Annotated in this window: 22 protein-coding genes; 12 read left to right on the top strand and 10 right to left on the bottom strand. The window is 74.5% G+C overall.

Annotated elements, in window-relative coordinates; translation table 11 throughout:
• Nucleotides 1-8 precede the first annotated feature (8 nt).
• The 4 genes from P3T27_RS22485 to P3T27_RS22470 form a co-directional block, all read right to left on the bottom strand.
• Nucleotides 9-308 carry a glutaredoxin domain-containing protein gene (locus P3T27_RS22485; RefSeq protein WP_280681154.1) on the bottom strand — a complete coding sequence of 100 codons (300 nt, stop codon included), beginning with the start codon at nucleotides 306-308 and terminating at the stop codon, nucleotides 9-11.
• A complete protein-coding gene (locus tag P3T27_RS22480; protein WP_280681152.1) occupies nucleotides 293-2,443 on the bottom strand; it encodes a serine/threonine-protein kinase in 2,151 nt (716 codons plus the stop codon). The genes P3T27_RS22485 and P3T27_RS22480 overlap by 16 nt, the downstream gene beginning before the upstream one ends.
• 115 nt (nucleotides 2,444-2,558) lie before the next feature.
• Complete coding sequence (locus P3T27_RS22475) at nucleotides 2,559-3,500, bottom strand: alpha/beta hydrolase (RefSeq protein WP_280681150.1); 942 nt, start codon at nucleotides 3,498-3,500, stop codon at nucleotides 2,559-2,561.
• 380 nt (nucleotides 3,501-3,880) lie between these two features.
• On the bottom strand, nucleotides 3,881-4,639 hold the full coding sequence (locus P3T27_RS22470) for a dienelactone hydrolase family protein (protein WP_280681148.1): 759 nt from the start codon (nucleotides 4,637-4,639) through the stop codon (nucleotides 3,881-3,883).
• A 105-nt stretch (nucleotides 4,640-4,744) separates the two neighbouring features.
• On the opposite strand from P3T27_RS22470, the gene P3T27_RS22465 reads away from it, so the two are divergent.
• Nucleotides 4,745-5,116, top strand: a complete 372-nt coding sequence (locus P3T27_RS22465) for a DUF6191 domain-containing protein (protein WP_280681143.1) — start codon at nucleotides 4,745-4,747, stop codon at nucleotides 5,114-5,116.
• Here P3T27_RS22465 and P3T27_RS22460 read toward each other — a convergent pair.
• Both P3T27_RS22460 and P3T27_RS22455 read right to left on the bottom strand, forming a co-directional pair.
• Nucleotides 5,077-5,478, bottom strand: a complete 402-nt coding sequence (locus P3T27_RS22460; protein ID WP_280681141.1) for a VOC family protein — start codon at nucleotides 5,476-5,478, stop codon at nucleotides 5,077-5,079. The genes P3T27_RS22465 and P3T27_RS22460 overlap by 40 nt on opposite strands.
• A 116-nt stretch (nucleotides 5,479-5,594) precedes the next feature.
• On the bottom strand, nucleotides 5,595-6,395 hold the full coding sequence (locus tag P3T27_RS22455; protein WP_280681140.1) for a (2Fe-2S)-binding protein: 801 nt from the start codon (nucleotides 6,393-6,395) through the stop codon (nucleotides 5,595-5,597).
• A 233-nt stretch (nucleotides 6,396-6,628) separates the two neighbouring features.
• Between P3T27_RS22455 and P3T27_RS22450 the strand changes: the two genes are divergently transcribed.
• From P3T27_RS22450 to P3T27_RS22405, 10 genes are all read left to right on the top strand, one after another.
• On the top strand, nucleotides 6,629-7,594 hold the full coding sequence (locus tag P3T27_RS22450) for an iron ABC transporter permease (protein ID WP_280681232.1): 966 nt from the start codon (nucleotides 6,629-6,631) through the stop codon (nucleotides 7,592-7,594).
• A gap of 65 nt (nucleotides 7,595-7,659) precedes the next feature.
• Nucleotides 7,660-8,625: an iron ABC transporter permease gene (locus P3T27_RS22445; protein WP_280681230.1), complete on the top strand. Its 966-nt coding sequence runs from the start codon at nucleotides 7,660-7,662 to the stop codon at nucleotides 8,623-8,625.
• Entirely contained in the window at nucleotides 8,625-9,467 is an 843-nt protein-coding gene (locus P3T27_RS22440; RefSeq protein ID WP_280681138.1) for an ABC transporter ATP-binding protein, read from the top strand. Before P3T27_RS22445 ends, P3T27_RS22440 begins: the two co-directional genes overlap by 1 nt.
• Nucleotides 9,468-9,538: 71 nt before the next feature.
• Nucleotides 9,539-10,540: an iron-siderophore ABC transporter substrate-binding protein gene (locus P3T27_RS22435; RefSeq protein WP_280681135.1), complete on the top strand. Its 1,002-nt coding sequence runs from the start codon at nucleotides 9,539-9,541 to the stop codon at nucleotides 10,538-10,540.
• Nucleotides 10,541-10,763: 223 nt separating this feature from the next.
• Nucleotides 10,764-11,972 (top strand): ATP-grasp domain-containing protein, encoded by a 1,209-nt coding sequence (locus P3T27_RS22430; protein ID WP_280681133.1) that lies wholly within the window; start codon nucleotides 10,764-10,766, stop codon nucleotides 11,970-11,972.
• Nucleotides 11,969-13,684, top strand: coding sequence for an IucA/IucC family protein (locus P3T27_RS22425; protein ID WP_280681132.1), 1,716 nt, complete (start codon nucleotides 11,969-11,971; stop codon nucleotides 13,682-13,684). The genes P3T27_RS22430 and P3T27_RS22425 overlap by 4 nt, the downstream gene beginning before the upstream one ends.
• Nucleotides 13,681-14,901, top strand: coding sequence for an MFS transporter (locus P3T27_RS22420; RefSeq protein ID WP_280681130.1), 1,221 nt, complete (start codon nucleotides 13,681-13,683; stop codon nucleotides 14,899-14,901). The genes P3T27_RS22425 and P3T27_RS22420 overlap by 4 nt, the downstream gene beginning before the upstream one ends.
• Nucleotides 14,898-16,712: an IucA/IucC family protein gene (locus tag P3T27_RS22415; RefSeq protein WP_280681128.1), complete on the top strand. Its 1,815-nt coding sequence runs from the start codon at nucleotides 14,898-14,900 to the stop codon at nucleotides 16,710-16,712. Before P3T27_RS22420 ends, P3T27_RS22415 begins: the two co-directional genes overlap by 4 nt.
• Nucleotides 16,709-17,923 (top strand): type III PLP-dependent enzyme, encoded by a 1,215-nt coding sequence (locus tag P3T27_RS22410; protein WP_280681126.1) that lies wholly within the window; start codon nucleotides 16,709-16,711, stop codon nucleotides 17,921-17,923. Before P3T27_RS22415 ends, P3T27_RS22410 begins: the two co-directional genes overlap by 4 nt.
• A gap of 240 nt (nucleotides 17,924-18,163) precedes the next feature.
• Nucleotides 18,164-18,961, top strand: a complete 798-nt coding sequence (locus P3T27_RS22405) for an inositol monophosphatase family protein (RefSeq protein WP_280681224.1) — start codon at nucleotides 18,164-18,166, stop codon at nucleotides 18,959-18,961.
• A gap of 82 nt (nucleotides 18,962-19,043) precedes the next feature.
• Here the strand turns inward: P3T27_RS22405 and P3T27_RS22400 are convergent, their stop codons facing one another.
• From P3T27_RS22400 to P3T27_RS22385, 4 genes are all read right to left on the bottom strand, one after another.
• Nucleotides 19,044-20,603 carry a pyridoxal-dependent decarboxylase gene (locus P3T27_RS22400; RefSeq protein WP_280681122.1) on the bottom strand — a complete coding sequence of 520 codons (1,560 nt, stop codon included), beginning with the start codon at nucleotides 20,601-20,603 and terminating at the stop codon, nucleotides 19,044-19,046.
• Nucleotides 20,600-21,991, bottom strand: a complete 1,392-nt coding sequence (locus P3T27_RS22395) for a diaminobutyrate--2-oxoglutarate transaminase family protein (protein ID WP_280681222.1) — start codon at nucleotides 21,989-21,991, stop codon at nucleotides 20,600-20,602. Before P3T27_RS22395 ends, P3T27_RS22400 begins: the two co-directional genes overlap by 4 nt.
• A gap of 298 nt (nucleotides 21,992-22,289) precedes the next feature.
• A complete protein-coding gene (locus P3T27_RS22390) occupies nucleotides 22,290-23,030 on the bottom strand; it encodes a response regulator (RefSeq protein ID WP_280681221.1) in 741 nt (246 codons plus the stop codon).
• A 5-nt stretch (nucleotides 23,031-23,035) separates the two neighbouring features.
• Nucleotides 23,036-24,793, bottom strand: a complete 1,758-nt coding sequence (locus P3T27_RS22385) for a sensor histidine kinase (RefSeq protein WP_280681120.1) — start codon at nucleotides 24,791-24,793, stop codon at nucleotides 23,036-23,038.
• Nucleotides 24,794-24,917: 124 nt separating this feature from the next.
• On the opposite strand from P3T27_RS22385, the gene P3T27_RS22380 reads away from it, so the two are divergent.
• Nucleotides 24,918-26,321 (top strand): cation:dicarboxylase symporter family transporter, encoded by a 1,404-nt coding sequence (locus tag P3T27_RS22380; RefSeq protein WP_280681118.1) that lies wholly within the window; start codon nucleotides 24,918-24,920, stop codon nucleotides 26,319-26,321.
• The last annotated feature ends 65 nt before the right edge of the window (nucleotides 26,322-26,386 follow it).

Below are 26,386 nucleotides of genomic sequence, written 5' to 3'. Positions count from 1 at the left end.
CGGGCCCGTCAACGTGACTTCCCCGAGCCGGCTTCCGGCGCGTACTCCCGGACGGCCGCCAGCAGTTGGCGGACCGACGGGTTCACCATCGGGCGACCGGCCACGGTGACCGTCGGCACGGTCTCGTTGCCGTCCGCGACCGAGCGCACGAAGGCGGCGGCGTCCGGGTCCTTCCAGATGTTCACCATGGTGAACCGCCGGCTGTAGCGCAGGCGGGTGAAGAGCAGCCCCAGGCGCAGGTTCATGCAGTAGGTGCACAGCGGGCGCCAGTAGAGGACAACGGCGTCGCCCGTCACTGGAACCGCCATTCCTGGGCCGCGTTGCCGGGGGTGCAGGTGACCATGGTGACCGCGTTCCCCACGCCGTTGTCGGTCATGCAGCTCTGGTTCTGGTAGTCGGCCAGGGTATAGGAGCCCTGGGCCGAGCCGTTGCGCACCGTCCAGTTCGTCAGGAAGCTGAAACCGCCGCTCAGGGTGACCTTGCCGTCCATGGTCTGGACGAGCTGCGGACCGCCGCTGTTGCAGGCGTTGAACAGGATCCAGGAGCCGGGGTTGGTCGCCCGCACCCAGCCGTACTGGGACGCGCCGCCCACCACGATCGGGTTGTCGCCGCTCAGGTCGTCGTGGGCCATCCCGATGGGGTGACCGTCCTTGACGCTGACGATGGTGCTCCAGGAGCTGCCGCCGCAGGACGGGGGCCGGGCGGGGGTCTGCGGGGCCGGCGGGTTGCCGCCGCCCGAGGGCGATCCGCCGCCGGACGGGGAGCCGCCCCCGGCCGGGGAGCCACCGGCCGCGTTCTGGGCCGGGGGCTGCGGGTTGGAGTTGGCGGGCTGGTTGGCCGTGCCGCCGGCTCCGGCACCGGTGCCGGTGCCGGGCGGGTTGGCCTGACCGCCGGAGGCCCCGCCTGCGGACCCGCCGCCCGCCGCGTTGCCCCCGGCCGCCGCGCCCGCGCCGGCACCGGTGCCAGTGCCGGTGCCCGAACCCCGGCCCGCCGAGGCGCCGTTGCCGCCCTGCGCGGATCCCGGGACGGTGCCCGGTGCGGGTGCGCCCGGCTGGTTCGGGGCGCCCGTCTGCTGGTCGGCGGCCGGGAACTGGGTGGCGGCCGGGGTGTCGGTCGGTACGGGCGTGGCGGGCGGCGTCGTGGCCGAGGCCGACGGGGTGCCCGGGGCCGCCGGGGCCGTCACGACGACGGTCGTCTGGGCGGCGGGCGGCACGGACGCGTCCGAGTGGTCGGGCGTCCGGTCCACGAGCAGGACGGTCGCCGTCCCCATCGAGATGACCAGGGGGACGATCACCGGTACCAGCAGCGTGCGCCGCGATCGGCGCTTGCCCGGCTCGGTCGCCGCCTGCGGCTCCACCTTCGCGACCTCGTCCGGCCCGGGCCGGACGGCCGCGTCCGCGACCGGCACCGGCGCACCCGGCTTCTCCTCCCCGGCGCTCCCGGCTCCGCCACCCGCCGCCCCGCCTGCCACCGCCGCTCCGCCGGGCGCTCCCCCGGCCCCCGCCCTGAGGTCGACCGTCCCGCTGTCGGCCGGTGTGCCGGCCACGCCCGCCGCACCCGCCGAGCCGATCGCCGCCCGGGCCGCGGCCGCCATCTCGGCGGCGTCGGCGTACCGGTCCTCGGGCTTCTTGGCCAGCGCCTTCGCGACCAGCTCGCGGACCGCCGCCGGGAACGTCCCCGGCAGCTCCGGCACCGGCTGGCGGACGTGCTTGAGCGCGACCTCCAACACTCCCTCGCCGACGAACGGCGGCGTCCCGGTGAGCAGTTCGTAGCAGACCACGCCGATCGAGTAGAGGTCCGAGGCCGGTCCGGTGCCCGCGCCCTCGGCCTGCTCGGGGGCCATGTAGAGCGCGGTGCCGACGATCGCGTGCGAGGCGGTGATCTTGGTACTGGCGATCGCCCGGGCGATGCCGAAGTCGGTGATGACCATCCGGCCGTCGGAACGCACCATCAGGTTGGACGGTTTGAGGTCCCGGTGCACGATCTCCCGCCGGTGCGCGGCGTGCAGGCCGTCCAGGGCGGCGGCGACCAGGTCGAGGGCGCGCTCGGGGGGCATCGGCCCCTCCGCGGCGAGGACCCGGTCCAGCGGCCGGCCGTCGACCAGCTCCATGACGATGTAGGCGCAGCGCTCCCCGGCGTCGCCGCCGGCCTCGCCGCCCTTGTCGCTCGCGTCCCCTTCGCCGGCGTCGCCGCTGCCGCCGCTCTCGCCGTAGTCGTGGACGTCCACGACGGCGGGGTGGTCGATCGCGGCGACCAGTTGGGCCTCCCGCCGGAAGCGCTGGATGAAGGTGTCGTCCTCGAACAGCGCCGAGTGCAGGATCTTGACGGCGACCGATCGCGCCAGCACCGCGTCGTCCGCGCGCCAGACGATGCCCATCCCCCCGCCGCCGATCCGCTCGACCAGCGTGTACCGCCCGCCGAGCACGGCACCCGGACCCCCCATACTCCCGCCCCCATGTGTCATGACCCTCCCCAGCGGGCCGTTCGGCCCCCAGTGTGCCAGAGGGGGCCGACGGCTCAGCAGGCGCTGTCCGGCCAGGGGTTGGGTGCCCGTGCGGTCAGGCCTCCCGGGCCTGCCGGGCGTGCTCGACGACCTCCAGGACGGCGGCGGCGACGGCCCCCGGCTGGTCGGCGTGGATGGCGTGGCCGGCGCCGTGCACCACGATGTGCGAACCCCTGACGGCCCCGGCGGCGATGCGCGACTGCAGGACGGTCCAGCGGGCGCGCATCGCTCCGGGCAGCCCGTCGGTCGCGCTCAGCACCGTCACCGGCACCTCGGGCAGCCGCGCGCCGCGGCGCCGCCGCCGGATCTCGGAGACCGCGAGGGTCGACAGCCGGTTCTCGTCGAGGACGGTCCGCCGCTGGTGGCGGTGGGCGCCGACGGCCGCCTCTGCCCTCGCGAGGAGTCCCCCGGCATCACGTGCGGCGGGTGCCACTGCCGCCCGGACCTGCCACAACCGCAACAGGACGGCCTCGGCGACGCGGATGGCCGGTGGCTGGAACTCCTCGTGCGCCGGATCCACCAGGACCAGGCCGGCCACCAGTTCCGGCCGCTTCCAGGCGAGGAACTGGGCCAGCTGGCCGCCCCAGCTGTGCCCGACCAGGACGGCCGGTCCGGCGTCGAGGTGCTCCACCAGGGCGGCCAGGTCCCCGATCGGGGACTCCAGCGACGGGCCGGTGGCGCCGTCGGGGTCGCTGGCGCCGAGCCCGGCCCGGTCGTACGCCACGATCCGGCCGTGCGCGGCCAGTTCGGGCAGTACCGGCGCCCAGGTCAGCGACGAGGTGCCGTTGCCCGCGACCAGGACCACCGGCGGGCCGCCGTGCCCCGCCTCCACCCAGCGCAACACCCGTCCACCACGGTCGAGTTCGCCCTGCCGAACGCCGTCTGGGACGTGCTCGGCCAGCGCCTGCGCGATGGCGTCCCGCACCTCCCGCATGCCCCGTGCGCCCCGGGCACCCCGGGCACCCCGTAGTTCCTGCACGTACTGCTTGGTCTGCATGTTCGATTCCCCCCTTGGATCCGCCCGCGTGGTCCCGGCCTGCGGCGCCGGGTGACGCGGGTCCACACTCACCGCCGCTACGAGTCCTGGGCGTCTCCCCGACGCCCTGGCGGGCAGGTCGTCGACCGGCCCGGACTCGCCGTCAGGCACCAGACCCTGGCCGCCCGGCGACACGGCAATCCGAATACTTCGTGTCCGTCACGTAGCCGAAGGGCGAAGAGCAGGCGCTGTCGACCGTCCCGCCAACTCTGCCGCCCCGGGCCCGGATCGGACTCCCTACGCTCCGTCCGTATGCGCCTCCCCCACCCCAGGTCGACCGAGTATGCCCCCCGACCGGCCCCGACCGGTCCCGACCGGCCCCCGACCGGCCCCCGACCGGCTCAGGCCGGCAGGGTCCGCTTGAACAGGTCGAGCAGCGCCTCCCAGTGCCGCTCGTCGGCGGCCGCGACGTAGCGGGTGGTGTCGGCCTGGGTGTAGCCGTGCGTGGCACCCGGGTAGACCTCCGCCCGGTGGCGGACTCCGGCGGCGGTGAGGGCCTCGGCGAGCCGGTCGATCTGCTCGGGAGGCAGGGACGGGTCCTGGTCGGCGTGGCCGAAGTACAGCTCGGCGGTGATCCGGCCGGCCCCCAGGTGCGGGCTGTCCGGCGCCTCGGTGGCGAGGTTGCCGCCGTGGAAGCCGGCCACGGCCGCGACCCGGTCCGGGTGACTGGCGGCCGTCCGCAGGGCGAGCAGGGCGCCGCGGCAGTAGCCGGTGAGACCGACCGGGCCGTTCTCGACCAGCGGGGACTCGGCGAGCCAGCGCAGGTAGGCGTCCGCGTCGCGGGTGGTCACCTCGGGGGTGAGGGTGGTGAGCAGCGGGACCAGCCGATCGAAGATCGTCGGGTCGTTGTCCGGGTCGATGAGCTGCGGCAGCTCCACGACCGGCGCGCGGCCGTGCCGGTAGTAGGCGTTGGGGAGCAGCACGGTGTACCCGGCCTGGGCGAGCCGGTCGGCCTTCTCCTGCAGGTGGGGCCGGACCCCGAAGGCGTCCATGTAGAGGAGGACACCGGGGTGTGCCCGTCCGTCGTCGGGGTGGGTGAGGTAGGCGTCGGCGATGCCGTCCGCCGTCGGGATGTCCACGGTGGTTCCGCGCACGGTCATGGTGAGGGTTCTCCTTCGGTCCGCGCGGCAGGGTAACGGGTGCACGCCGCCTTCGGCGCGGCATTTTCCGGGAACGCCGCCACGGCCCCGCGGCGTTGGGTGTGCATGGGAGTGATCGTGGGGGTGGCGTCGGCGGTGGCGGCAGTGCTCGGGCTGGTGCTGCTGGCGGTGTGGCAGATCCAGGGCGAGTCGTCGGGGCGTCGGCGGCCGGACGGCGGGTCCACCGGGGTGGGCCTGGGCGGCGGCCTGGAGGAGCTGCACGCACTGTTCAGCCCGGGCAAGCAGGTGCAGATCGAGCAGCGCCGGGAGCAGTTGACGCTGCGGGACGACGCGCAGGCCGGGGCGCCGCCACACTTCGGCGTGGACCTGGACCGGGGCGTGGCGGTGCTGCGCGGCGGCGGCGGGACGGCCGGGCCCGACCGGGAGCGGGAGAGCGCTCAGGCCCCCCAGCCACGGGAGCAGAGCACCAGCCGGTAGCCGTCCGGGTCGGATATCGTCACGCCGAACTCCTCCCAGTACGGGTTGTGGGCCCGGACCCGGGTGCCGCCTGCGGCCTCCAGGCGGGCGACCAAGGCCTCGTCCACGGGCGCGCCGAGGTAGACGACGAACAGGTCGTCGACCGTCGGGGTGGGCTTCAGCGGCTTCTCCGGGTCGTGGGTGAGCTCGAAGTGCCAGGCGCCGCCGGGCGGGCCGACCATGAGCAGGTCGTGCTCGCCGGACACCCGCTCGGTGGTGCGCCAGAGCACGTCCAGGCCGAGGCCGCCGACGTAGAAGCGCTCGGCCGCCGCGAGGTCGTGCGAGGGGCGGGCGATCCTGACCCGCGTCGTCGAATCGATCATGGCGCGACCCTAGCGGAGGCCACTGACACTGATACGGCCGACCGGTTCCCGGTGGTCGTGGCTCTGCCGCTGACCGACAACCGACCGTCCCGTGCGATCCGCGAGCGGACGCCGCCTCAGAACCGGCGCAGCCGCTCCTCGTCGCCGGTGCGCGGGCAGGTCAGACAGGCGACGGCCTCGGGCTTGACGGCGTAGTAGAGGCAGCAGCCGAGCCGGGTACGGGTGTGGTGGCCGCGCCCGTCGGGGGTGTGCAGGCGGCGGAAGTCGGCGGCCCCGGGCAACGGGAGGGTGCCGCCGGGCAGGAGCGCCTCGGCGGCGGCGACCGCGGCGTCCTCCTCGCCGAGCATCCGGCCGAGGTACCAGACGGCGGAGGCGAGGTCGTCCGTCACCATGCCCCAGAGCGCGCGGTCCCGGCGCCGGCTGGGGGCGGCGAACGCGGCGAGCACCGGTTCGACGTGGGTGACGACGGCGGCCCGCAGTTCGGCGCGCAGTTCGTCGTCGCCGGGGAGGCTGACGTGGCCGCGCGGGCGCAGCGCGAGGTCCCCGGTGGGGGCGTGCAGCCAGAGGTCGGCGGGGTCGATGACGGGGACTTTCCGGGCGAGGTGCCAGGGCCCGGCGATGAGCAGGCCGGCCGACCAGACGTAGTGGTGCAGCAGTCGGGAGGCGGTGACGTGCGGGCGGGAGGCGCGACCGTGTTCGGCGGCGATGCGCTCCTCCTCGCCGGCCAGGGCGGCGGCCAGCGCCCGTTCGTCGGTGGCGAGTTCGGCCCCTGAGTACCAGCCGTCGGCGGCACGGGGGTCGGGTTCGGCGGCGTCGAGCAGGCGCAGCTTCAGCACCGGGCAGAGCGCCCGCAGGCGCCGGTAGTCGCCCGGCAGGGTGGACGTCGGCGCGACGGGCAGGGGTGTTCCGGGGATCATCGGCGCTCCGTAGATCGACTCCGCATGATCGAATAAGGTGAGGCTCACCTTACAATGCCCCAAGGGGTGCGTCACCCGGGGTCGAACCGGGGCAAGGTTCCGACATTCGGGACAACCGGCTCGACATTGACGAACTTAGGGAAACCTAACCTAAGATGTCGACCGTGTTGAGAACCGACCCGCCGGCCACAACAGCCCCGGCGACACCTCGATCCTCGGCGCTCCGGCGGCCCCTGCTGCTGGTCGCCGGTGCGGGCGCGCTCGTGTTGTGTGCCGCGCTGAGCCTCGCGCTCGGCTCCCGATCCATCCCGCTGTCCACCGTGGCCGACGCGCTCACCGGGGCCGCCCACGGCGGCGACGCCGACGTGGTGACGGGCCTTCGCGTGCCGCGGACGGTGATCGGACTGGCCGTCGGGGCCGCGCTCGGCGTCGCCGGGGCGGTCGCCCAGGGCGTCACCCGCAACCCGCTGGCCTCCCCGGTCACCCTCGGTGTCAACGCCGGCGCGAGCCTCGCCGTGGTCGCCGCGATCTACGCGCTGGACCTCGGCCGGCCCGTCCAGTACGTCTGGTTCGCCTTCGCCGGGGCGGCCGTCGCCGCGGTCGCCGCGTACGCGATGTCCCGGCGCGGCGGCGACCTCGACCCGGTCCGGCTCGCGCTCGGCGGCACCGTGCTCACCGTGGTGCTCACCTCGTGGACCTCCGCGCTCATGCTGGCCAGTCACCGCACCCTGGACGAGGCCCGGTTCTGGCTGGCCGGCTCGATCGGCGGGCGGCAGTTGGACACCCTCACCCCCGTGCTGCCGTTCCTGGCGCTCGGTCTGCTGGGCGCGTTCGCGATCTCGCCCGCCCTCAACGCGCTGGCCCTCGGCGACGAGGCCGCCCAGTCGCTCGGCGTGCCGGTGGCCCGGATCCGGCTGGCCGGTGGGCTGGCCGTGGTCCTGCTCGCGGGCAGCGCGGTCGCCGTCGCCGGGCCGGTGGCGTTCATCGGACTGGCCGCGCCGCACCTGGTCCGCCCGCTGTTCGGCAACGACCACCGCTGGCTGCTGCCCGGCTGCCTGATCGCCGGTCCGCTGCTGCTGCTCGCCGCCGACGTGCTCGGACGGCTCGTGGTGCGCCCCTCCGAGATCGAGGTCGGCATCGTGACCGCCTTCCTCGGCGCGCCGCTGCTCGCGGTCCTGGCCCGGAAGGTGGCCCGGTGACCGCGCTCGCCGTGCCCGTCGGCACCCTCACCCGCCGCCGGGCCCGCACCGCCGCGTGGTCGGCACTGGCCGCCGCCCTCCTGGTGGTCCTGACCGCGGTCGCGCTCGGCACCGGGCAGGTGAGCCTGTCCGGGTGGGACGCGCTGCGTGCCCTCGTCGGACAGGGCGATCCCGGAAACGTCCTGGTGGTGCAGCAGTTCCGGGCGCCCCGGGTGGTGTCGGCGCTGATCGCCGGGGCCGCGCTGGCGATGGCCGGCTCGATGCTCCAGCGGCTCTTCCGCAACCCGCTGGCCTCCCCCGACACCATCGGCGTCACCGGCGGCGCGTCCTTCGGCGCGGTGCTGATGCTCGCCACCGGCGCCTCCCAGCAGCTGATCCCGCTGGCCGCGCTCGGCGGCGGACTGCTGGCGGCGCTGCTGCTCGGCGGCCTCGCCTGGCGCTCGAAGATGGCCGTCACCCGGCTGGTGCTGGTCGGTCTGGCGGTACAGCAGGGCCTCGCCGCCGCCGTGAACCTGATGATCGTACGGTTCCCGGCCGAGCTGGCCGCCTCCGCGATGCAGTGGACCACCGGCTCGTTGTACGGCCGCAACTGGACCGAGGTGTGGATCGGCGGCACCGCCATCGCGCTGACCGCCCTCGCCGTGCTGCTCTGCCAGCGGCGGGTCGCGGTCCTCGACCTCGGCGACGACTCGGCCGGCGGCCTCGGCCTCAACCCCGGCCGGGACCGGCTGCGGCTGCTGCTGCTCGGCATCACCCTCGCCTCGCTGGCCGCCGCCCTCACCGGCCCGGTCGCGTTCGTCGCGCTCGCCGTGCCGCACCTGGTCCGGCTGCTCGCCGGACCGCCCACCCTCGGCACGCTCGGACTCACCGCGCTCACCGGCGCCGTCCTGCTGCTGTCCGCCGACCTCCTCGTACTCCATGTGATCCCCGTCCACGGCCTGCCGGTCGGTGCCGTCACCGCCACGCTCGGCGCGCCCTGGCTCCTGGCGCTGATGATCCGCCAGGGCCGGCCTCCTCAGAGGAGCACCTGATGACGTCCACGACGACGACCGTCGAGTCCGTCACCACCGCCAACCGGCTCGCCGCCCACGGCCTCGACCTGCGCTACGGCGACCGGACGATCGTCGACGGGCTCGACCTCGAACTGCCCGGCGGCGCCGTCACCGCCATCGTCGGGCCCAACGCCTGCGGCAAGTCGACGCTGCTGCGCGGACTGGTCCGACTGCTCGACCCGGCCGCCGGCACCGTCACCCTGGACGGCTCCGACGTCCACCGGATGCCCGCCCGGGCGCTCGCCAAGCGGATGGGCCTGCTGCCGCAACAGCCGGTCACCCCCGAGGCGATCACCGTCGAGGCGCTGGTACGGCTCGGCCGGTACCCGCACCAACGGATGCTCAGCCCGTGGTCCAAGACCGACCAGGCGGCCGTCGAGGAGGCACTCGCCCGGACCGGCACCGCCGAACTGCGCGACCAGCAGGTCGACCGGCTCTCCGGCGGGCAGCGCCAGCGGGCCTGGATCGCGCTCGCGCTCGCCCAGGACACCGAACTGCTGCTGCTCGACGAGCCGACCACCTTCCTCGACCTGCGCCACCAGCTCGACGTCCTCGACCTGGTCGCCGATCTGCACGCCGAGGCCGGGCGCACCGTCGTCATGGTGCTGCACGACCTCGGGCAGGCAGCCCGGTACGCCGACCACCTGGTGGTGCTCAAGGACGGGCGGCTCGCCGCCGCCGGGCCGCCCACGGAGGTCCTCACCGCCGAGTTGGTCGAGGCCGTGTTCCAGGTGCCGTGCCGGGTGGTGCCCGACCCGGAGACCGGCACGCCGCTGGTCGTCCCCCGGTCGCGGACCCGGTCGCGTGCCACCGGCCGCTGACCAACCCCCTCCCCCGAATCCCCCTCCCTCGAATCCCCCGACGACCCGTTCGTCCCGATCCAAGGAACCCCATGAACCGCCGACTCCCCGTCGCCGTCCTCGCCGTCGCCCTCTCCACCACGCTGCTCGCCGCCTGCGGCAGCGACGGGGGCAGCAAGCAGGGCGGGGACGCCGCCCAGTCCGGCGCCTCCGCGAGCACCGGCGCCTCCGCCGTCTTCCCACGCAGCGTCACCCACGCCGCCGGGACGGCCCAGATCAAGGCCCAGCCCAAGCGCGTCGTGGTGCTGGACAGCGGCGAGCTCGACGACGTCACGTTGCTCGGCATCACGCCGGTCGGCGCGGTGTCGCCGCACATGAAGACCGAGGGCGGGTTCCCGAACTACCTCAAGGACAAGATCAAGGACACCAAGGACGTCGGCCCGATGAACGAGCCGAACCTGGAGCTGATCGCCTCCCTCAAGCCGGACCTGATCCTCTCCTCCAAGGTCCGCCACGCCAAGGTCTACGACCAGCTGAACGCGATCGCGCCGACCGTGCTCGCCGAGACCACCGGGTTCCCGTGGAAGGAGAACCTCGCCCTCTACGCGCAGGCGCTCGGCAAGGAGGACGAGGCGAAGAAGGCGCTCGCCGACTACCAGGCGCGGGCCGCCAAGCTCGGCGAGGAGATCAAGGCGAAGAACGGCGGCACCATGCCGACCGCCTCGGTGGTCCGCTTCGTGGCCGGACCGACCCGCCTCTACGCCAAGGCCTCCTACAGCGGTGTGGTGCTCAAGGACGTCGGCCTGGCCCGCCCGGCCGCCCAGGACGTCGACAAGAACATCATCGAGGTGAGTGCCGAGCAGGTGAACCAGGCCGACGCCGACCTGGTGTTCGTCACCACCGCCGACGACCCGTCCAAGACCAAGGAGAGCGAGGTCCAGCAGACCCCGGTCTGGCAGAGCCTGAACGCGGTCAAGAACGGCAAGGTCTTCACCGTCCCGGACGAGACCTGGATGTCCGGCATCGGTGTCCAGGCCGCCGACGCCATGCTCGGTGACATCGCCAAGGCCGCGGGCGTGGACGCGCCCAAGTAGCCGCTGACAGCTGACGGCGGGCGGGTGCGACGGCGAACAGATGTCAGCGAACAGCTGACAGATAACAGATTTCGAAATCTGTTATCTGTCAGCTGTGATCCGTTCGCTGTTCGCACCGACCTTTCGCACCGACCCCTTCGCCCCGGTCCGTTCGCCGCGATCCCCCTTCACCGCGACCCGTCCGCCGTCACTCGCTCGCCACCACCTCAAGGACCACCAACCCATGCGGCTCTACCTGCTCGCCCTCAACCCCACCGACTCGGTCACCTCCGGTTTCCTACCCGCCGCCGCCAGACTCGGGCTGGACGTCACCGTCCTGACCGACCACGCCGAGCCCCACCGGAAGGCCTACGCCGACCTCCCGTCCACCGCACCCGAGGTGCTGGAGTGCGACGTCCGGGACTTCCGCGCGGTGATCAGCCTGATCTCCCGGCACCACGCGCCCGCCGCGGTGTTCAGCAACAGCGACCACCTGCAGACCCAGACCGCCCTGGCCGCCGAGTACTTCGGCCTCCCGGCCAAGGACTGGAAGGCCGCGCTGCGGGCCAAGGACAAGGGCCAGCTGCGCCGCCACCTCGCCCTGACCGGCCAGGACGCCGTCTGGTCCGCCGAGTTGGCCCCCGGGCAGGACCCGGCCGAGCTGGACCCGCCCTTCCCGTGCGTGGTCAAGCCTCGCGAGGGGGTCGCCAGCGAGGACGTCACGCTGGTCGCCGACGCCGCCGAACTCGCCGCCCGCTGCCGGGAGATCCAGCACCGCCGGGCCGGCGCCACGCTCGTCGTCGAGGAGTTCCTGGCCGGCCAACTGTGCACCCTGGAGACGCTCGGCGACGGCCGCCGCCGGCACGTCCTCGGCGGCTTCCGCACCCGCCTCTCCCCGCCACCGGACTTCATCGAGGAGGTGCTGGAGTTCGTCCCCGCGCGCCCCGCCGCGGTGGTCGAGCAGGTGCTCGCCCAGCTCGACGCGCTCGGCGTCGGACTCGGCGCCTGCCACACCGAGTTCGTCGTCCAGCCGAACGGCCGCGCCCGGATCATCGAGGTCAACTACCGCGCCATCGGCGACCAGTGCGACCTGATGCTCGCCGAGATACTCGGCATCCCGCTCTTCGAGCACATCCTCGCGGCCCATCTCGGCCGCGAACTTCCCGCCGACCTCGGCACGCAGTGCGCCGCGACGCCCCGCCGGGCCCGCAACGAGGTGATCTGCGCCGACCGGGCCGGCGTCCTCACCGCCGCCCCCGGTCCGCACGACGAGGAGCGCGACGGCGTCCGGCTCGTCTACCGGCCGCTGCGCCCGCTCGGCGAACGGCACGAGCACTACCGCACCAACCGGGACTACCTGGGCGTGATGTGGGCCACCGGCACCGACCAGGGCGCCGTGGACGCCGCCGTCGCCCGGTTCCGCGCCGCCAACCGCTGGGAGATCACCCCGTGACCGCCGACGAGCAGCTCACCCTGCGGGTGCTCTCCGCCCTGCTGCGCGAGGACGTCCTCGGCCTGCGCACCCGCGGCGCCGTGAAGGACCGCGCCGACGGCCCCTGGTTCACCGTCGCGGACGCCGAACTCGCCCTGCCCGTCGCCGTCGAGGGCTTCCAGTGCGAGTACGCCGCCCGGCTGCCCCTGCTGGAGCTGGCCGGGCGCCGGCTCACCGGCCTGGACGCCATCGTGACGGCCCTGACCGACCTGGCCGAGGCCGAGGACCGGCCCGGCTGGGCCGCGTTCGCCGAGGAGTGCCGCCAGACCCTCGACACCATGGAGCTGCACGAGCGCGTGCGGCCCGAGGTGCACGCCCGGCTCACCGACCTGTACGGCGAGGACCCGGCCGACTGGACCGGCCTCGCCGCCGCCCTCGGCCACGACACCCTGGCCGCCTACCTCGACCACCCGGTCTACCCGACCGCACGCGGCCGGTCCGGCCTCACCGAGCCGCAACTGCGCGCCTACGCCCCCGAGTTCCACCCCGCTTTCGAACTGCGCTGGCTGGCCGTACCGGCCGGCGCCCTCACCACCCACGGCGAGCGCCCGCTCCCGAGCTGGTGGCCCACCCCGGCCTGGCTCGGCCTTGAGGCCGCCTGCCCCGGCGAGGGCTGGACCACCCTGCCCGTCCACCCGCTCACCGTCGGCGCCCCACTCGACGAGGCGCTGGAGGCGGCCGGCCTGGCCGGCCGCGCGGTGCTCGCCGAACGGCCGTACCTGACCGTCGTGCCGACGCTCTCCATGCGCACCGTCGCCGTCGCCGACGACCCCGCCTGCCACCTCAAACTCCCGCTCGCCACCGCCACCCTGGGCCGGCTCAACCGCCGCACCATCAAGCCCGGCACACTGCTCGACGGCGCCGCCGGCCAGCGCCTGATCGAGGCCGTGCTGGCCCGGGAGCCGCGCTTCGCCGACCGCGTCCTGCACGCCGACGAGCAGACCTGGGCGCACGCCGGGCACGAGCTGCTGGCCGTCCTGCTGCGCCGCTACCCGACCGGGCTGGAGCGGGCCGTCACCGCCCCGCTGGCCGCCCTGCTGGCCCCCGCGCCCGGCGGCCGCCTGCTGCTCGACCACCTCGCCGACCGATTCCACGACGGCGACCAACTCGCCTTCTACGACGCACTGCTGGAGCTGTTGCTGGACTGGCAGGCCACGCTGTTCGGGTACGGGATCGCGCTGGAATCGCACCAGCAGAACACCTCGCTGGTGCTCGACGCCAACGGGCTGCGCCTGCTCTACAAGGACGACGACGGCCCGCGCGTGCACACCGCCCGGATGACCGCCGGCCTCGGCGAACTCGCCCTGGACCGCGCGGACTTCGACGACCCTCGGATCTTCGGCGACGACGACCGGGCGCTCACCGACCTGTTCACCACCATCACCGGCCACCTGTGCACCGCTTCCCTCGCCTTCGGCCTCGCCGACCACGGCCGCGCCGAACTCGACGAGGTGCTCGGCCTGTTGCGCAAGCGCCTGGCCGAGGCCGTGGACCGGATCGGTCCGGCCGGCGAACCGCTGCGGGCGAACCTCCTGGAGGCCGAACGCCTGCCGGTGAAGGCCATGGTCAGCGCCGGTACCCTGCTCAGCAAGCAGCGCTCGGGCGCCGCCGACATCAACAAGCACTACACCAGCGGCCCCAACTACCTGCTGGCGAACGGTATCGCCCGATGAGCACGGAGACCCTGCCGCAGCGGTCCAGCCGCGAGAGCGACGGCTCCGGCGGGCTCGGCCGCCGCCAGGTGCACGCCGTCGCGGCCTGCTACTTCGTCGCCTCCTTCGCCGCGCTGGGCCTGCCGCCGTACCTGACCGCGATCCTGCCCACGCTCGGCGACCCGCAGGCCCGGTGGGCCGGCGTGCTCTACATCGTCCCGACGGTGTTCAGCGCGCTCGGCGCACCGCTGTGGGGCCGGATGGCCGACCGCTTCGGCCGCAAGCGGCTGCTGCTGCGCGCCCAACTCGGTCTCACCGCCTCCTTCCTGCTGGCCGGGGCCGCCGGCAGCCTGCCCGCCTTCACCCTCGCGCTGGTCCTCCAGGGCTTCCTCGGCGGCACCTTCGCCGCCACCAACGGCTACCTCGCCGCCGCCCTCGACGGGCCCAGGCTGTCGCGCGCGCTCACCCTGATGCAGGGCAGTGCGCGGGCGGCCCTGGTCGCGGCACCGATCCTGGTCGGCGCGCTGTCCCCGTGGATCGACCCGCACCGCCAGTACCTGGTGATGGCCGTCCTCCCGCTCGCCGCCGCACTGCTCCTGTCGCGGCTGCCCGAGCCGGAGCGACCGGCGGCGGCGCCCGCGTCCGAGGGCCGCACCGAGCGGGCGCCGGGGGTCCGGCTACTGCCGCTCTACGTCTTCGAGTTCGTGTTCGTCTTCGCCACCGTCATCTCCTTCCCCTATCTCATCTCGCTCGCCGAGCAGCGGCTGCCCGGCGTCTCCGCCACCACCACCGGCGTCCTGTTCGCCCTGCCGCACCTGTGCTACCTGGTGTTCGCCGCGCGCACCCACACGCTGTTCCACGCCCGCCCGCACACCGGCATCGCACTCGGCTTCGGGTTCGTCGCGCTCGGCCTGGCCGGGCACGCCGTCGCGTACTCGCTGCCCGTCTTCGTCGCCGTCCGGCTGCTGCTCGGGGCCGGGCTCACGCTCGGCCTGGTCAGCCTCGCCGTGCTCGCCGCCGGAGCCGCCCAAGGACGCGCCCCCGGGCGGATGTTCGGCACCCTCGAACTCGTCTCCAAGGGCGGCGCCGTCGCCGCCGGCGCCGTCGCCGCGCTGGCCAACGGTCGGTACGGCGCCGCCGCGCCCGTGGTGGCCGGCACCGCCGCCGCCCTGCTGGCCGCCGTCGCGGCCACCGCACTCTCCCTTCCGTCCCTCCGCAAGCGCTGGAGCCGCCGATGACCCGCGAGCCGATCACCCACGGCCCGATCGCCCCCGCCCCGATCACCGTCGAGTCGATCACCCCCGAGTCGATCACCCTCGACCGGATCGCCGACGAGCCGATCACCCACGAACTGCCCACCGCCGAAGAAGCAGTGGCCCACACCCTGCTGAACTGCCTGCTGCGCGAGGTCTCCGCCCCCGAACACCAGACCGCCGCGGCCGACGGCCGCCTGCTGCTGCGACTGCCCCGGCGCGGCACCCTGCTGCGGATCGCCCTGCGCCGCACCTCACTGCTCGGCGCGCACCGCTTCGCCGGCCCGGTCGAGATCGAACGAGACGGCGACTGGGTCGAGTTGGGCTGGCACGAGCTGGCCGAGCAGGTGCAGGACGAACTGGAGCTGCGCACCGGCACGGTGAACGAGGAGTTCCTGGGCCAGGTGGCCTCCAGCCACGACGGCCTCCGGCAGAGCATGGCCGGCCGCCCGCCCGCCGGAGCGGACCGCTACCTGGAGTCCGAGCAGGCCCTGCTGTTCGGCCACCGCTTCCATCCGGCGCCCAAGTCCCGCTCCGCCGCCCGGGGAGACTGGCGCCGGTACGCCCCGGAGTCCCGCGCCGCGTTCCCGCTGCGCCACCTCGCCGTCCGTGCCGAGCTGCTCGCCGAGCAGTCCCTGGACGAGAGCGCGACCGCCCTGCTGGACGGTCTGGGCGAGGTGCCGGACGGCTACCGGCTACTGCCCGCCCACCCGTGGCAGTACCAACTCATCGGCGACCACCCGCTGTTGCGCGATGCCCTGGCCCGTGGGGACGTCCTCGACCTGGGGCCGAGCGGCGAGGCGTTCACCGCCACCGCCTCGGTGCGCACGCTCCACGGAGCGGACGCCTTCCTCAAGTTCAGCCTCAACGTCCGCATCACCAACTGCCTGCGCAAGAACGCCGCGTACGAGCTCACCGGCGCCGTCGCGCTGACCCGACTGCTCGCCCCCGCGCTCGCCGACCTCGCCCGGCGCTTCCCCGATGCGGCGATGCTGCGCGAGCCGGCGTTCCGCACCCTGGCCCTGCCCGGCGACGGCGGCCGCCCCGACCAGGCGCTCTACGAGAGCTTCGGCCTGATCGTCCGCGAGGGTTTCGGCGGCGTGCTGCGGCCCGGCGTCACCCCACTGCTGGCCGCCGCCGTCGCCGACGAGCACCCGACCAGCTCCGCCCACATCTCCCGCCTGCTGGAAGGAAGTTCGGGCGCCTCGCGGGCCCTGGACTGGTGGCGCGCCTACCTGGGGCTACTCATCCCGCCCGTGCTCGCCGCCTACTTCGACCACGGCGTGGTGCTGGAACCGCACCTGCAGAACGTGCTCATCGGCGTCGACGCCACCGGGCACCCCACCCAGGTGCTCTTCCGTGACCTGGAGGGCACCAAGCTCGTCCCCCAGCACAACGCCGACATCCTGGCCGCCCTCCCGCCCGAGGTCGCCGGGCCGATGACGTACGACGCCGAGCGCGGCTGGGACCGGGTGGTCTACTGCCTGCTGGTCAACCACGTCGCCGAACTGCTCGCCGCCCTGGCCGACCGCCACCCCGCACTGGAGGGCGCGCTGTGGCAGGCCGTCCGGGACACCCTGGAGACGTACGCGGCCGCCCACGGCCGTCCGCCCCGGCTGCGGGCGCTGCTCGCGGGCGTCCCGCTGCCGGCCAAGGCCAACCTGCTCACCCGCTGGGAGCGCAAGGCCGACCGCCAGGCCGGCTACGTCCGCCTGCCCTCGCCACTGGCCGGCTCCGTCCTCGCCGAGGCCGCCCGCACGCCCGTCCCCCTCTCCCTTGGGAGCGCCGCCCGATGACCGAGACCGTCCGCCGGCACATCGCCGCCCTCGCGCCGGACGCCCTGCCCGCCTACGTCTACGACCTGGCGGCGCTGCGCGCGCACGCCGCCGCCGTCCGGGCCGCGCTGCCCGAGCGGGTCGAGCTGTACTACGCCGCCAAGGCCAATCCCGAGGCGCCGGTGCTGGCCGCGCTGCGCGACGCGGTCGACGGCTACGAGGTATCCAGCGGTGGGGAGTTGGCGCACGTGCGAGCGGCCGTACCGGACGCGCCGCTGGCCTTCGGCGGACCGGGCAAGACACCGGCCGAGATCGCCGCCGCCGTGGACGCCGGGGTGCACCGCTGGCACGTCGAGAGCGAGCAGGAACTTCACCGGCTCGACGCCGTCCTCACGGACCGGCCGGGCACGGTCGTCGACGTACTGCTGCGGGTCAACCTGCCGGTCGCCACCGGCGCGCTCGACGCGGTGGCGCTCGCGATGGGCGGACGGCCGACGCCGTTCGGGCTCGACCCGGACCGCGCCGAGGAGTGCGTCCGCCTGCTCACCGGCGACGGCTCCGACCCCGGCCCGCTCGGACGGCGGCTGCGCCTGCGCGGCGTGCACGCCCACCTGGCCAGCGGACTCACGGCGGTGGAGCAACTGGCCGTCGCCGAGCAGATCGTGACCTGGTCGGCCGCGCTCGCCGAGCGACACGGTTTCCCGCTGGCGGAGGTCAACGTCGGCGGCGGGATGGCCGTGGACTACGACGACCCGGCGAGCCGCTTCGACTGGACGGCCTTCGGCGAGGGTCTGACCAAGCTGCTGGACGCCCACCCGGGCCTGACCCTGCGGATCGAACCGGGCCGGGCGCTGACCGCCTACTGCGGCTGGTACGCGACCGAGGTGCTGGACGTGAAGCAGAGCCACGGCGAGGACTTCGCGGTGGTCCGCGGCGGCACCCATCACCTGCGCACCCCCGCCACCCGGGGGCACTCCCAGCCGTTCGAGGTGCTCCCGGTGGACGCCTGGCCGCACCCGTGGCCGCGTCCCGCCGTCGGCACCGGCCGCGCCACCCTGGCCGGCCAGCTCTGCACCCCGAAGGACGTCCTCGCCCGAGCCGCCTCCGGCGCCGACGGCCTGCGGGCGGCCGACCGCGTGCTGTTCGCGATGGCGGGCGCGTACGCGTGGAACATCTCGCACCACGAGTTCCTGATGCACCCTCGCCCGGGCTTCCACTACCTGGGCAGCTGACGGGGCGGCCAGGGCGGCCGGCGAGCGACGGATAACAGGTGACAACTGACAGATAACAGATTTCGAAATCTGTTAGTTGTTAGTTGTTAGTTGTTAGTTGTTAGTTGCTACCGTACAGCGCCTCCCCCTGCCCCGCCCCGCCGCGCCCCCACCAGCCCCTCCCGCACCAGGGGTCGCCGCAGGTCGCCTGCGGCCACTCGTGCGACAGTGGTAGGCAGCGAAGGGAGCGCGAACGTGCTGATGGACAAGGTGGCGGAGATACTCGCCGAGGCGTCGGCCGAGGTGGTGGAGCCGCGCTTCCGGGCGCTGGCCGCCGGCGAGGTGATGGAGAAAGCGCCCGGCGAGGTCGTGACGGTCGCCGACCGCGAGGCCGAGGCGATCATCGCCCGCCGTCTGCGCGAGCTGCTGCCCGTCCCCGTGGTCGGCGAGGAGGCGGTCTCCGCCGACCCCGCACTCGCCCAGGCCCTCCACGACGAGCCCGCCGCCTGGCTGGTCGACCCGGTCGACGGCACCGCCAACTTCGTCGCCGGCCGCCCCGAGTACGCCGTGATGTGCTCCCTCGTCCGCAGCGGACGGACCGTCGCCTCCTGGATCTGGCAGCCCGCCACCGCCACCGCCTACTGCGCCGAACTGGGCTCCGGAGCCTGGCGCGACGGCCTGCGTCTGACCCGTCCGCCGGCGCCGCACGACGCCGCGAAGCTGCGCGGATCCGTGAAGAGCCGCTACCTCGACCCGGAACACCGTCGGCGCCTGCAGGCCAACGAGTCGGCCTTCGGCGAGATCTCCCCCGGCCGGCACGCCGCCGGGATCGAGTACCCGGACCTCGTCGAGGGCCGCTTCGACTTCCTCCTCTACTGGCGCACCCTCCCCTGGGACCACGCCCCCGGCTCCCTGCTCGTCACCGAGGCCGGCGGCATCTCCGCCCGACTCGACGGCAGCCCCTACCGCCCCGAGGCGCCCGGCTGCGAGGACGGCCTGCTGGTCGCCGCCGATCCGCAGACCTGGGAGCTCACCCGCACCGTCCTCCTGAGCGACTGACCTGAACCATCCAGAGCCTGTCCGAGCCGGGTTCCCTGCACCGAATCGGGCGTTGAGGCAGCGAACGGCACCCGGACAGGCTCTAACCCGCCCGGTCCCCCGCAGCCTTCCGGCCCGCGCTCACCACCTCGCGCACCAGCGCGCGCACCTCCCCCGCCGTGGCGTGCGGGTTGAGCAGGGTGAGCTTGAGCCGCACCCGGCCGGGCCCCTCGCCCGGCAGCTCGGTCCGCCCGACCACCGCCCGCCCGGTGCGCAGCAGCAACCGGCGCAGCCGGCCGTTGAGTTCGTCGACGGCCGCCTCGTCCGTCAGGCCCGGCGGCCGGTAGCGGAACAGTAGGGCGGTCAGCACGGGTTCGGCGTGGAGTTCGAGCGACGGTTCGGCGCGGACGGCCTCGGCGGCGGACCGGGCGAGTTCGTGGCAGGCGTCGACCAGCCGGCCGAGCCCGTCGCGGCCGAGGGTGCGCAGGGTGACGGCGAGCTTGAAGGCGTCGGCCCGCCTGGTGGTGCGCAGCGAGCGGCCGAGCAGGCTGGGGTAGCCGGCCTGCTCGTCGTCGACGGGGTTGAGGTACTCGGCGCGACGGGCGAGCGAGACGTAGGTCTCGGCGCGGCGGACCAGGAAGACGCCGGCGGCGGCGGGTTGCCAGCCGAGCTTGTGCCAGTCGAGGGAGACGGAGTCGGCGCGCTCGATGCCGTCGAGGAGCGGGGCCAGCCGGTCGGAGAGCAGCGCGCCACCGCCGTACGCGGCGTCGACGTGCAGCCAGGCGCCGTAGCGGCCGGCCAGGTCGGCGGCGACGTGCAGCGGGTCGACGCCGCCGGTGTCGGTGGTGCCGGCGGTGGCGACGACGGCGATCGGGGTGCGTCCGGCCCAGCTGGCCGCAGCCAAGGCCCGTTCCAACTCCTGTGGTTCCATGCGGAGTTGCCGGTCGACCGGGACGGCGACTACGGCGCGCTCGCCGAGCCCGAGCAGGGCGGCGGAGCGCTGGACGGAGAAGTGCGCGGCCTCGGAGGCGATGATGCACGGCCGGACTCCGGCCGGGATGCCGTCCAACTCGACGATGCCGTCCAGCTTCTGGTCGCGGGCCAGCATCAGGCCCATGAGGTTGGACTCGGTGCCGCCCGAGGTGAGGACGCCGGCGGCGCGGGCCGGGTCGTAGCCGACCAGGGCGGCGAGCTCGGCGAGGAGGGCGGTCTCCAGGGCGGTGGCGGCGGGGGCCTGGTCCCAGGAGTCCTGGGAGGGGTTGAGGGCGCTGACCGCGAGGTCGGCGGCGACGGCCACGGCGAGCGGCGGGCAGTGCAGGTGGGCGGCGCAGGCGGGGTCGGCGGGGTCGGCGGCGCCGTAGGCGAGGAGTTCGGCGAGGCGGGCGAGCGCGCCGGGCCCGTGGGCGCCCGCCAGGCCGTCGGCGACCAGTGCGCCGATCTCGGCCGGGCTGCCTGCGGGCAACGGCCCGCCGCGCAGCGCGATGCCGTTGTCGAGCGCGTCCAGGACGGCGGCCAGCAGCGGCCCGAGCGCCCCGGGCCCGCCGACGCCGCCCGCGAGGGCGTCCAACGGGGCCGGGCCGCACGGCAGTTCGGAGGAAGCACCGGCCCCGGCGCCGACAGCCCCGGAACCGTCACCCGCGCCCGCACCCGCCCCGGCGCTCATTCGGCACCCCGGACCGCGGGAGCGTCACGGTCACCGGCCACCGCCACCGCCACCGACGCCGCCACCGCCACCGACGGATCCGCCGCGGCGGTCGCGATCGCGTCGGCGAGCCGGTCGAGGACGGCGGCGACCTGCTCATCGGTGATGGTGAGCGGCGGGAGCAGTCGCAGCACCGCGTCGTGGCGGCCGCCGAGTTCGACGATCAGCCCGCGCGCCAGGCAGGCCTCCCGGACCCGGAGGGCGAGCGCCGGGTCGGCCGGGCGGGCCCCGCAGGCGTCCGGTTCGGCGGCGGGGTCGACGAGTTCGACGCCGAGCATCAGGCCCCGCCCGCGCACGTCGCCGATCACCGGCAGCTCGGCGGCGAGGTCGCGCAGCCGGGCGGCCATCCGCTCGCCGACGACGGCGGCGCGTTCGACCAGCCCGTGGGCGGCGACGTGGCGCAGGGTGGCGGCTCCGGCGGCCATGGCGAGGGTGTTGCCGCGGAAGGTGCCGGTGTGGGCGCCGGGCCGCCAGCCGTCGTAGTCCTCGCGGTAGACGACGACGGCGAGCGGCAGGCTGCCGCCGATGGCCTTGGAGAGCACCATCGCGTCCGGGACGATGCCGCTGTGCTCGACGGCCCACATCGCCCCGGTGCGGCCGACACCGGTCTGCACCTCGTCGACGATCAGCGGGATGCCCCGTTCGGCGGTGATCCGGCGCATCTCGCGCAGCCAGCCGTCGGGCGCGGGGACGACGCCGCCCTCGCCCTGCACGGCCTCCAGGATCATCGCGGCGGGCGGGACGACGCCGCCCGCGGGGTCGTCCAGCAGCCGCTCGACGTAGGTCGCGGCGAGGTCGGCGCCCGCCTCGCCGCCGACGCCGAACGGGCAACGGTAGCCGTACGGGTAGGGCAGCCGGACGACCTCGCCGCCGCTCGGCAGCGGTTCCTTGACGGCGACGTTGCCGGTGAGCGCCAGGGCTCCGGCGGTCATGCCGTGGTAGGCGCCGGTGAAGGCGAGCGCGCCGGACCGGCCGGTGGCGGTCTGCATCAGCTTGAGCGCGGCCTCGACGGCGTCCGTCCCGGCGGGGCCGCAGAAGTGGACGCGGGCGCCGGCGGCGAACTCGGCGGGCAGGCTCTCGAACAGCGCGCTGGTGAAGTCGTCCTTCTCGGCGGTGGCGAGGTCGAGCAGGTGCAGCGGGGCGCCGCTGTCGAGCGTGCGGCGGATCGCCTCCAGCACCACCGGGTGGTTGTGCCCGAGGGCGAGCGTCCCGGCGCCGGAGAGGCAGTCCAGGTAGCGCCGCCCGTCGGCGCCCTCGACGGTCATGCCGTTGGCCCGCACGGGGACGATCGGGAAGGACCGGGCGTACGTCCGGGCGGCGGACTCGCGTACGCGCTGGCGGCGCAGGATGGCCTCGCCGGAGGCCGGGACACCGGCGGCACCGGCGACACCGACGACACCCGAGGCTCCGACGGCACCCGCGACTCCGACGGCAGCGGCACCAGTGGCGCCGACGGCCCCGGCCGCTCCGGAGACGGAGGCGGGGGCCTGGGCGGGAACGGCGGCGAGCGACAAGGCGAACCCCCAGAAGAAGTTAGGTAAGCCTAACTTTATCGCCACCGACCTGGCGAGATACCCCGAGTCGCCCAGAACCACCCGAGCGGGTGAACCTCCCCCCGGTCCTGCCAACGAGCGACCGGCCAAAAGGTCACGCCCCCACACCCCGTCGGCCCGCAGGCGGCGCGTCCCCCCTCCACCGGTAGCAGAGCTCCGGCCGCCCGACGCTCCCGTACTGCGGCTCCCGCACCGCGCGCCCGGTGTCGACGAGGTGTTCGAGGTACCGGCGCGCGGTGATCCGGGAGACCCCGGCGGCGGCGCCCGCGGCGGCGGCGGACAGGCCCGTCGCCGCCTCGCGCAGCACGGAGGCGACGGCGTCCAGCGTGGGCGCGCTCAGCCCCTTGGGGAGGCTGCTGCGCTCGGGCGTGCGGAGCAGGGCGAACGCCTGGTCGACCTCGTCCTGGCCGGTCGCCTCGCCGGTGCGCCCGAGACTGTCGCGGTAACGGGCGTAGCGTTCCAGACGGTCGTGCAGGGCGGCGGCGCTGAAGGGTTTCAGCAGGTACTGGACCACGCCCGCCGACACGGCCTGCCGGACCATCGCGAGGTCGCGGGCCGAGGTCACCGCGATGACGTCGGTGGTGTGGCCGGCGGCGCGCAGCGAGCGGCAGAGCTGGAGGCCGTGGCCGTCCGGCAGGTAGAGGTCGAGCAGGGTGAGGTCGACGGGCGTCCCGGCGGCGCGGGCGCGCTCCAGGAAACGCAGCGCGTCGGCGCAGCTGTGGACCGTCCCGACGGCGCGGAAACCGGGTTCGCGCTCGACGTAGAGGGTGTGCGCGGCGGCGGCCACGGGGTCGTCCTCGACGACCAGCACCGAGATCCCCGGCAGGGCGGCCAGGTCGGTCACCTCGACGCTCCTTCCCGCTGCCCGGGCAGCCCGGCGAGCGGCAACCGGACGGTGAGCACCGCGCCCCGCTCGCGTCCGACCTCGACGGTGCCGCCGTTGCGCCGGGCGGCCTGGGCCACCAGGGCCAGCCCGAGGCCGTGCCCGTGCCCGTCCTGCTTGGTGCTCCAGCCGCGCCGGAAGACGTCCTCGACGGCGGCCGGGTCGATCCCCGCCCCGGTGTCGGCGACCCGCAGCAGCAGGCACCCGCCGCCACTGTCCCCGGCCCCACCACCCCCGGCCCGACCGTCCCCGACCCCACCATCCGCGGCCCCATCCCCGACCTCGCCGCTCCCGACCCCGGCGTCGATCCGCGCGGTGACGGTCACCTCCGGCGGCACCGGGCTCTGCGCGGCCCCGGCGATGGCGGCGTCCACGGCGTTGTCGATCAGGTTTCCGAGGACGGTGATCAGATCCCGCGCGGAGAGCCCGGGCGGCAGCACCCCGTCGTCGATCCGACTGTCCTCGGTGAGGGTCAACTCCACGCCGCGCTCCGCCGCTTGGGCCGCCTTGCCGAGCAGAAGCGCGGCCAGCACCGGTTCGCCGACCGCCGCGACGACCCGGTCGGTGAGCTGCTGGGCGAGTTCGAGCTCGGCGGTGGCGAGCTCCACCGCCTGTTCGTGGCGGCCGAGTTCGACCAGGGAGACGACGGCGTGCAGCCGGTTGGCCGCCTCGTGCGCCTGCGCCCCGAGAGCCTCGGTGAAGCCGCGAACGGAGTCCAACTCGCCACTGAGCGACAGGAGTTCGGTGTGGTCGCGCAGGGTGACGACGCGGCCGAGCCCGGTGCCGATGGTGGAGGTGTTGAGCACCACCACCCGCTCGGCGGTCAGGTGCACCTCGTCGCGGACCGGCTCGTCCCCGAGCACGGCCGAGACCAGCGCCTGCGGAAGCCCCAGCTCCGCGACCGGTCGTCCGTCCACGTCGCCGTCCAGCCCGAGCAGTTCGCGGGCGGCGTCGTTGCACAGCACCACCCGGTGCGCGCGGTCCAGCAGGATCAGGCCCTCGCGCACCGAGCGCAGGGTCGCCTGGTGGTACTCGTAGAGGTGGCTTAGTTCGGCCGGCCCCATGCCGTGGGTGTGCCGCCGCAGGCGGGAGTTGGCGAGGTAGGTGCCGACGCCGCCGACCGCGAGCGCGATCACCGCCACCCCGACCAGGGCGAGCAGCGGGCCGCTCAGCTGCGCGGAGATGGACTCCACCGTGAGGCCCACACTGACCAGCGCGATCACCTGGTGCCGGTCGTCCAGCACCGGCGTGACCACCCGGACGGACGGGCCGAGCGTGCCGGTGTACGTCTCGCTGCGGGTCTGCCCCGCGAGCGCCCAGTCGATGTGCCCGAGGTAGCGCTTGCCGATCTGCTCGGCCAGCGGGTGGGTCCAGCGCACGCCGTCGGTGTCCATGACGGTGATGAACGAGACCCCGGTGTCCACGCGCACCTGCTCGACGTACGGCTGGAGCACCGCGGTCGGGTCCGGCCCGGTGACGGCGGCCCGGACGGACGGCGAGTCGGCGACGGCGTGGGCGACGGCGGTGACCTGACGGCGGGCCGCGTCCTCGGTGCGGCCGGCGGTGAAGAGGTACGCGAGCACCGCGCCGCCCGCCACCACCGCGGCGACGATGACCACCTGGACGACGAAGAGTTGCCCGGCCAGGCTGCGGACCAGCCCGCGGGGCACCGGGAGCCGTCGGCGCGAGGGTGCGGGGGCGGTGCGCTCGGACATGCCTGCCAGTGTGCACGACCGTGAACTCTATGAACGCAAACGTGACCTCCGTCACTCCCAGGCCCGATAGTCGGAGCGGCCCACCACCCGGGGCCGCCAGGACTGCACGGCGAAGGAGCCGCAGATGTCGATCGTTGGTGCCGCACCGGCGGGGGGATCCAGACGCAAGGATCGGACCCACTACCTCTATCTCGCCGTCATCGCCGCCGTGGTCGCGGGCGTGGTGGTCGGGCTGGCCGCCCCCGGCTTCGCCGTGGAGTTGAAGCCGGTCGGAACCGGCTTCGTCAACCTGATCAAGATGATGATCAGCCCGGTGATCTTCTGCACCATCGTGCTGGGCATCGGCTCCGTCACCAAGGCCGCCAAGGTCGGCAAGGTCGGCGGGCTCGCCCTCGGCTACTTCCTCGCCATGTCGACCGTCGCGCTGGCCATCGGCCTGGTCGTCGGCAACCTGCTGGAGCCCGGCGGCGGCCTGCACCTGACCGCCGCGCTCGCGAAGTCCGGCCACGCCCAGGCGACGGCCGGCGGCGCCCAGTCGACCGCCGACTTCCTGCTCGGCATGATCCCCACCACCATGTTCTCGGCCCTCACCGAGGGCAAGGTGCTGCAGACCCTGCTGGTCGCGCTGCTCGCCGGCTTCGCCCTGCAGGCGATGGGCCCGGTCGGCGCCCCGGTGCTGCGCGGGATCGAGCACGTGCAGCGGCTGGTCTTCCGGGTCATGTCGATGATCATGTGGGCGGCGCCGATCGGCGCCTTCGGGGCGATGGCCGCCGTCGTCGGGGCGACCGGCACGGCCGCGCTGAAGAGCCTCGCCGTCATCATGATCGGCTTCTACGCCACCTGCGCGCTGTTCGTCGTCGTGGTGCTGGGCGCCATGCTGCGGCTGATCGCCGGGGTCAACGTGTTCGCGCTGCTGCGCTACCTGGGCCGCGAGTTCCTGCTGATCCTCTCCACCTCCTCCTCCGAGAGCGCGCTGCCCCGCCTGATCGCCAAGATGGAGCACCTCGGAGTCAGCCGCCCGGTCGTCGGCATCACCGTGCCGACCGGCTACAGCTTCAACCTCGACGGCACCGCCATCTACCTCACCATGGCCTCGATCTTCATCTCCGAGGCGATGGACAAGCCGATGTCGATCAGCGAGCAGCTCTCACTGCTGGTGTTCATGGTGATCGCCAGCAAGGGCGCCGCCGGGGTCACCGGCGCCGGGCTGGCCACCCTGGCCGGCGGGCTGCAGTCGCACAAGCCCGCCCTGGTGGACGGCGTCGGCCTGATCGTCGGTATCGACCGCTTCATGTCCGAGGCCCGGGCGCTCACCAACTTCGCGGGCAACGCCGTCGCCACCGTCCTGATCGGGCACTGGACCGGCGAGCTCGACGCGGACCGCGCCCGTCGGGTGCTGGCCGGCGAGGTGCCGTTCGACGAGCGGACCCTGGTCGACACGCACGACGGTCCGAGTACGGCCCCCGAGGCCGCCCCGGCGCCGCCGGAGGCCGTCCCCGCCCAGGGCGGTGCGGGCACGGCCACCTGAGCGGCCCCCTCCACTCCCCCGGTCCGGCGCCACCACCTCCCCCGGAAACGGCGCCGGACCGGGGG

This window comes from Kitasatospora sp. MAA19 (assembly GCF_029894125.1).
Lineage (GTDB): Bacteria > Actinomycetota > Actinomycetes > Streptomycetales > Streptomycetaceae > Kitasatospora.
This window is presented reverse-complemented; position numbering and strand designations above follow the sequence as displayed.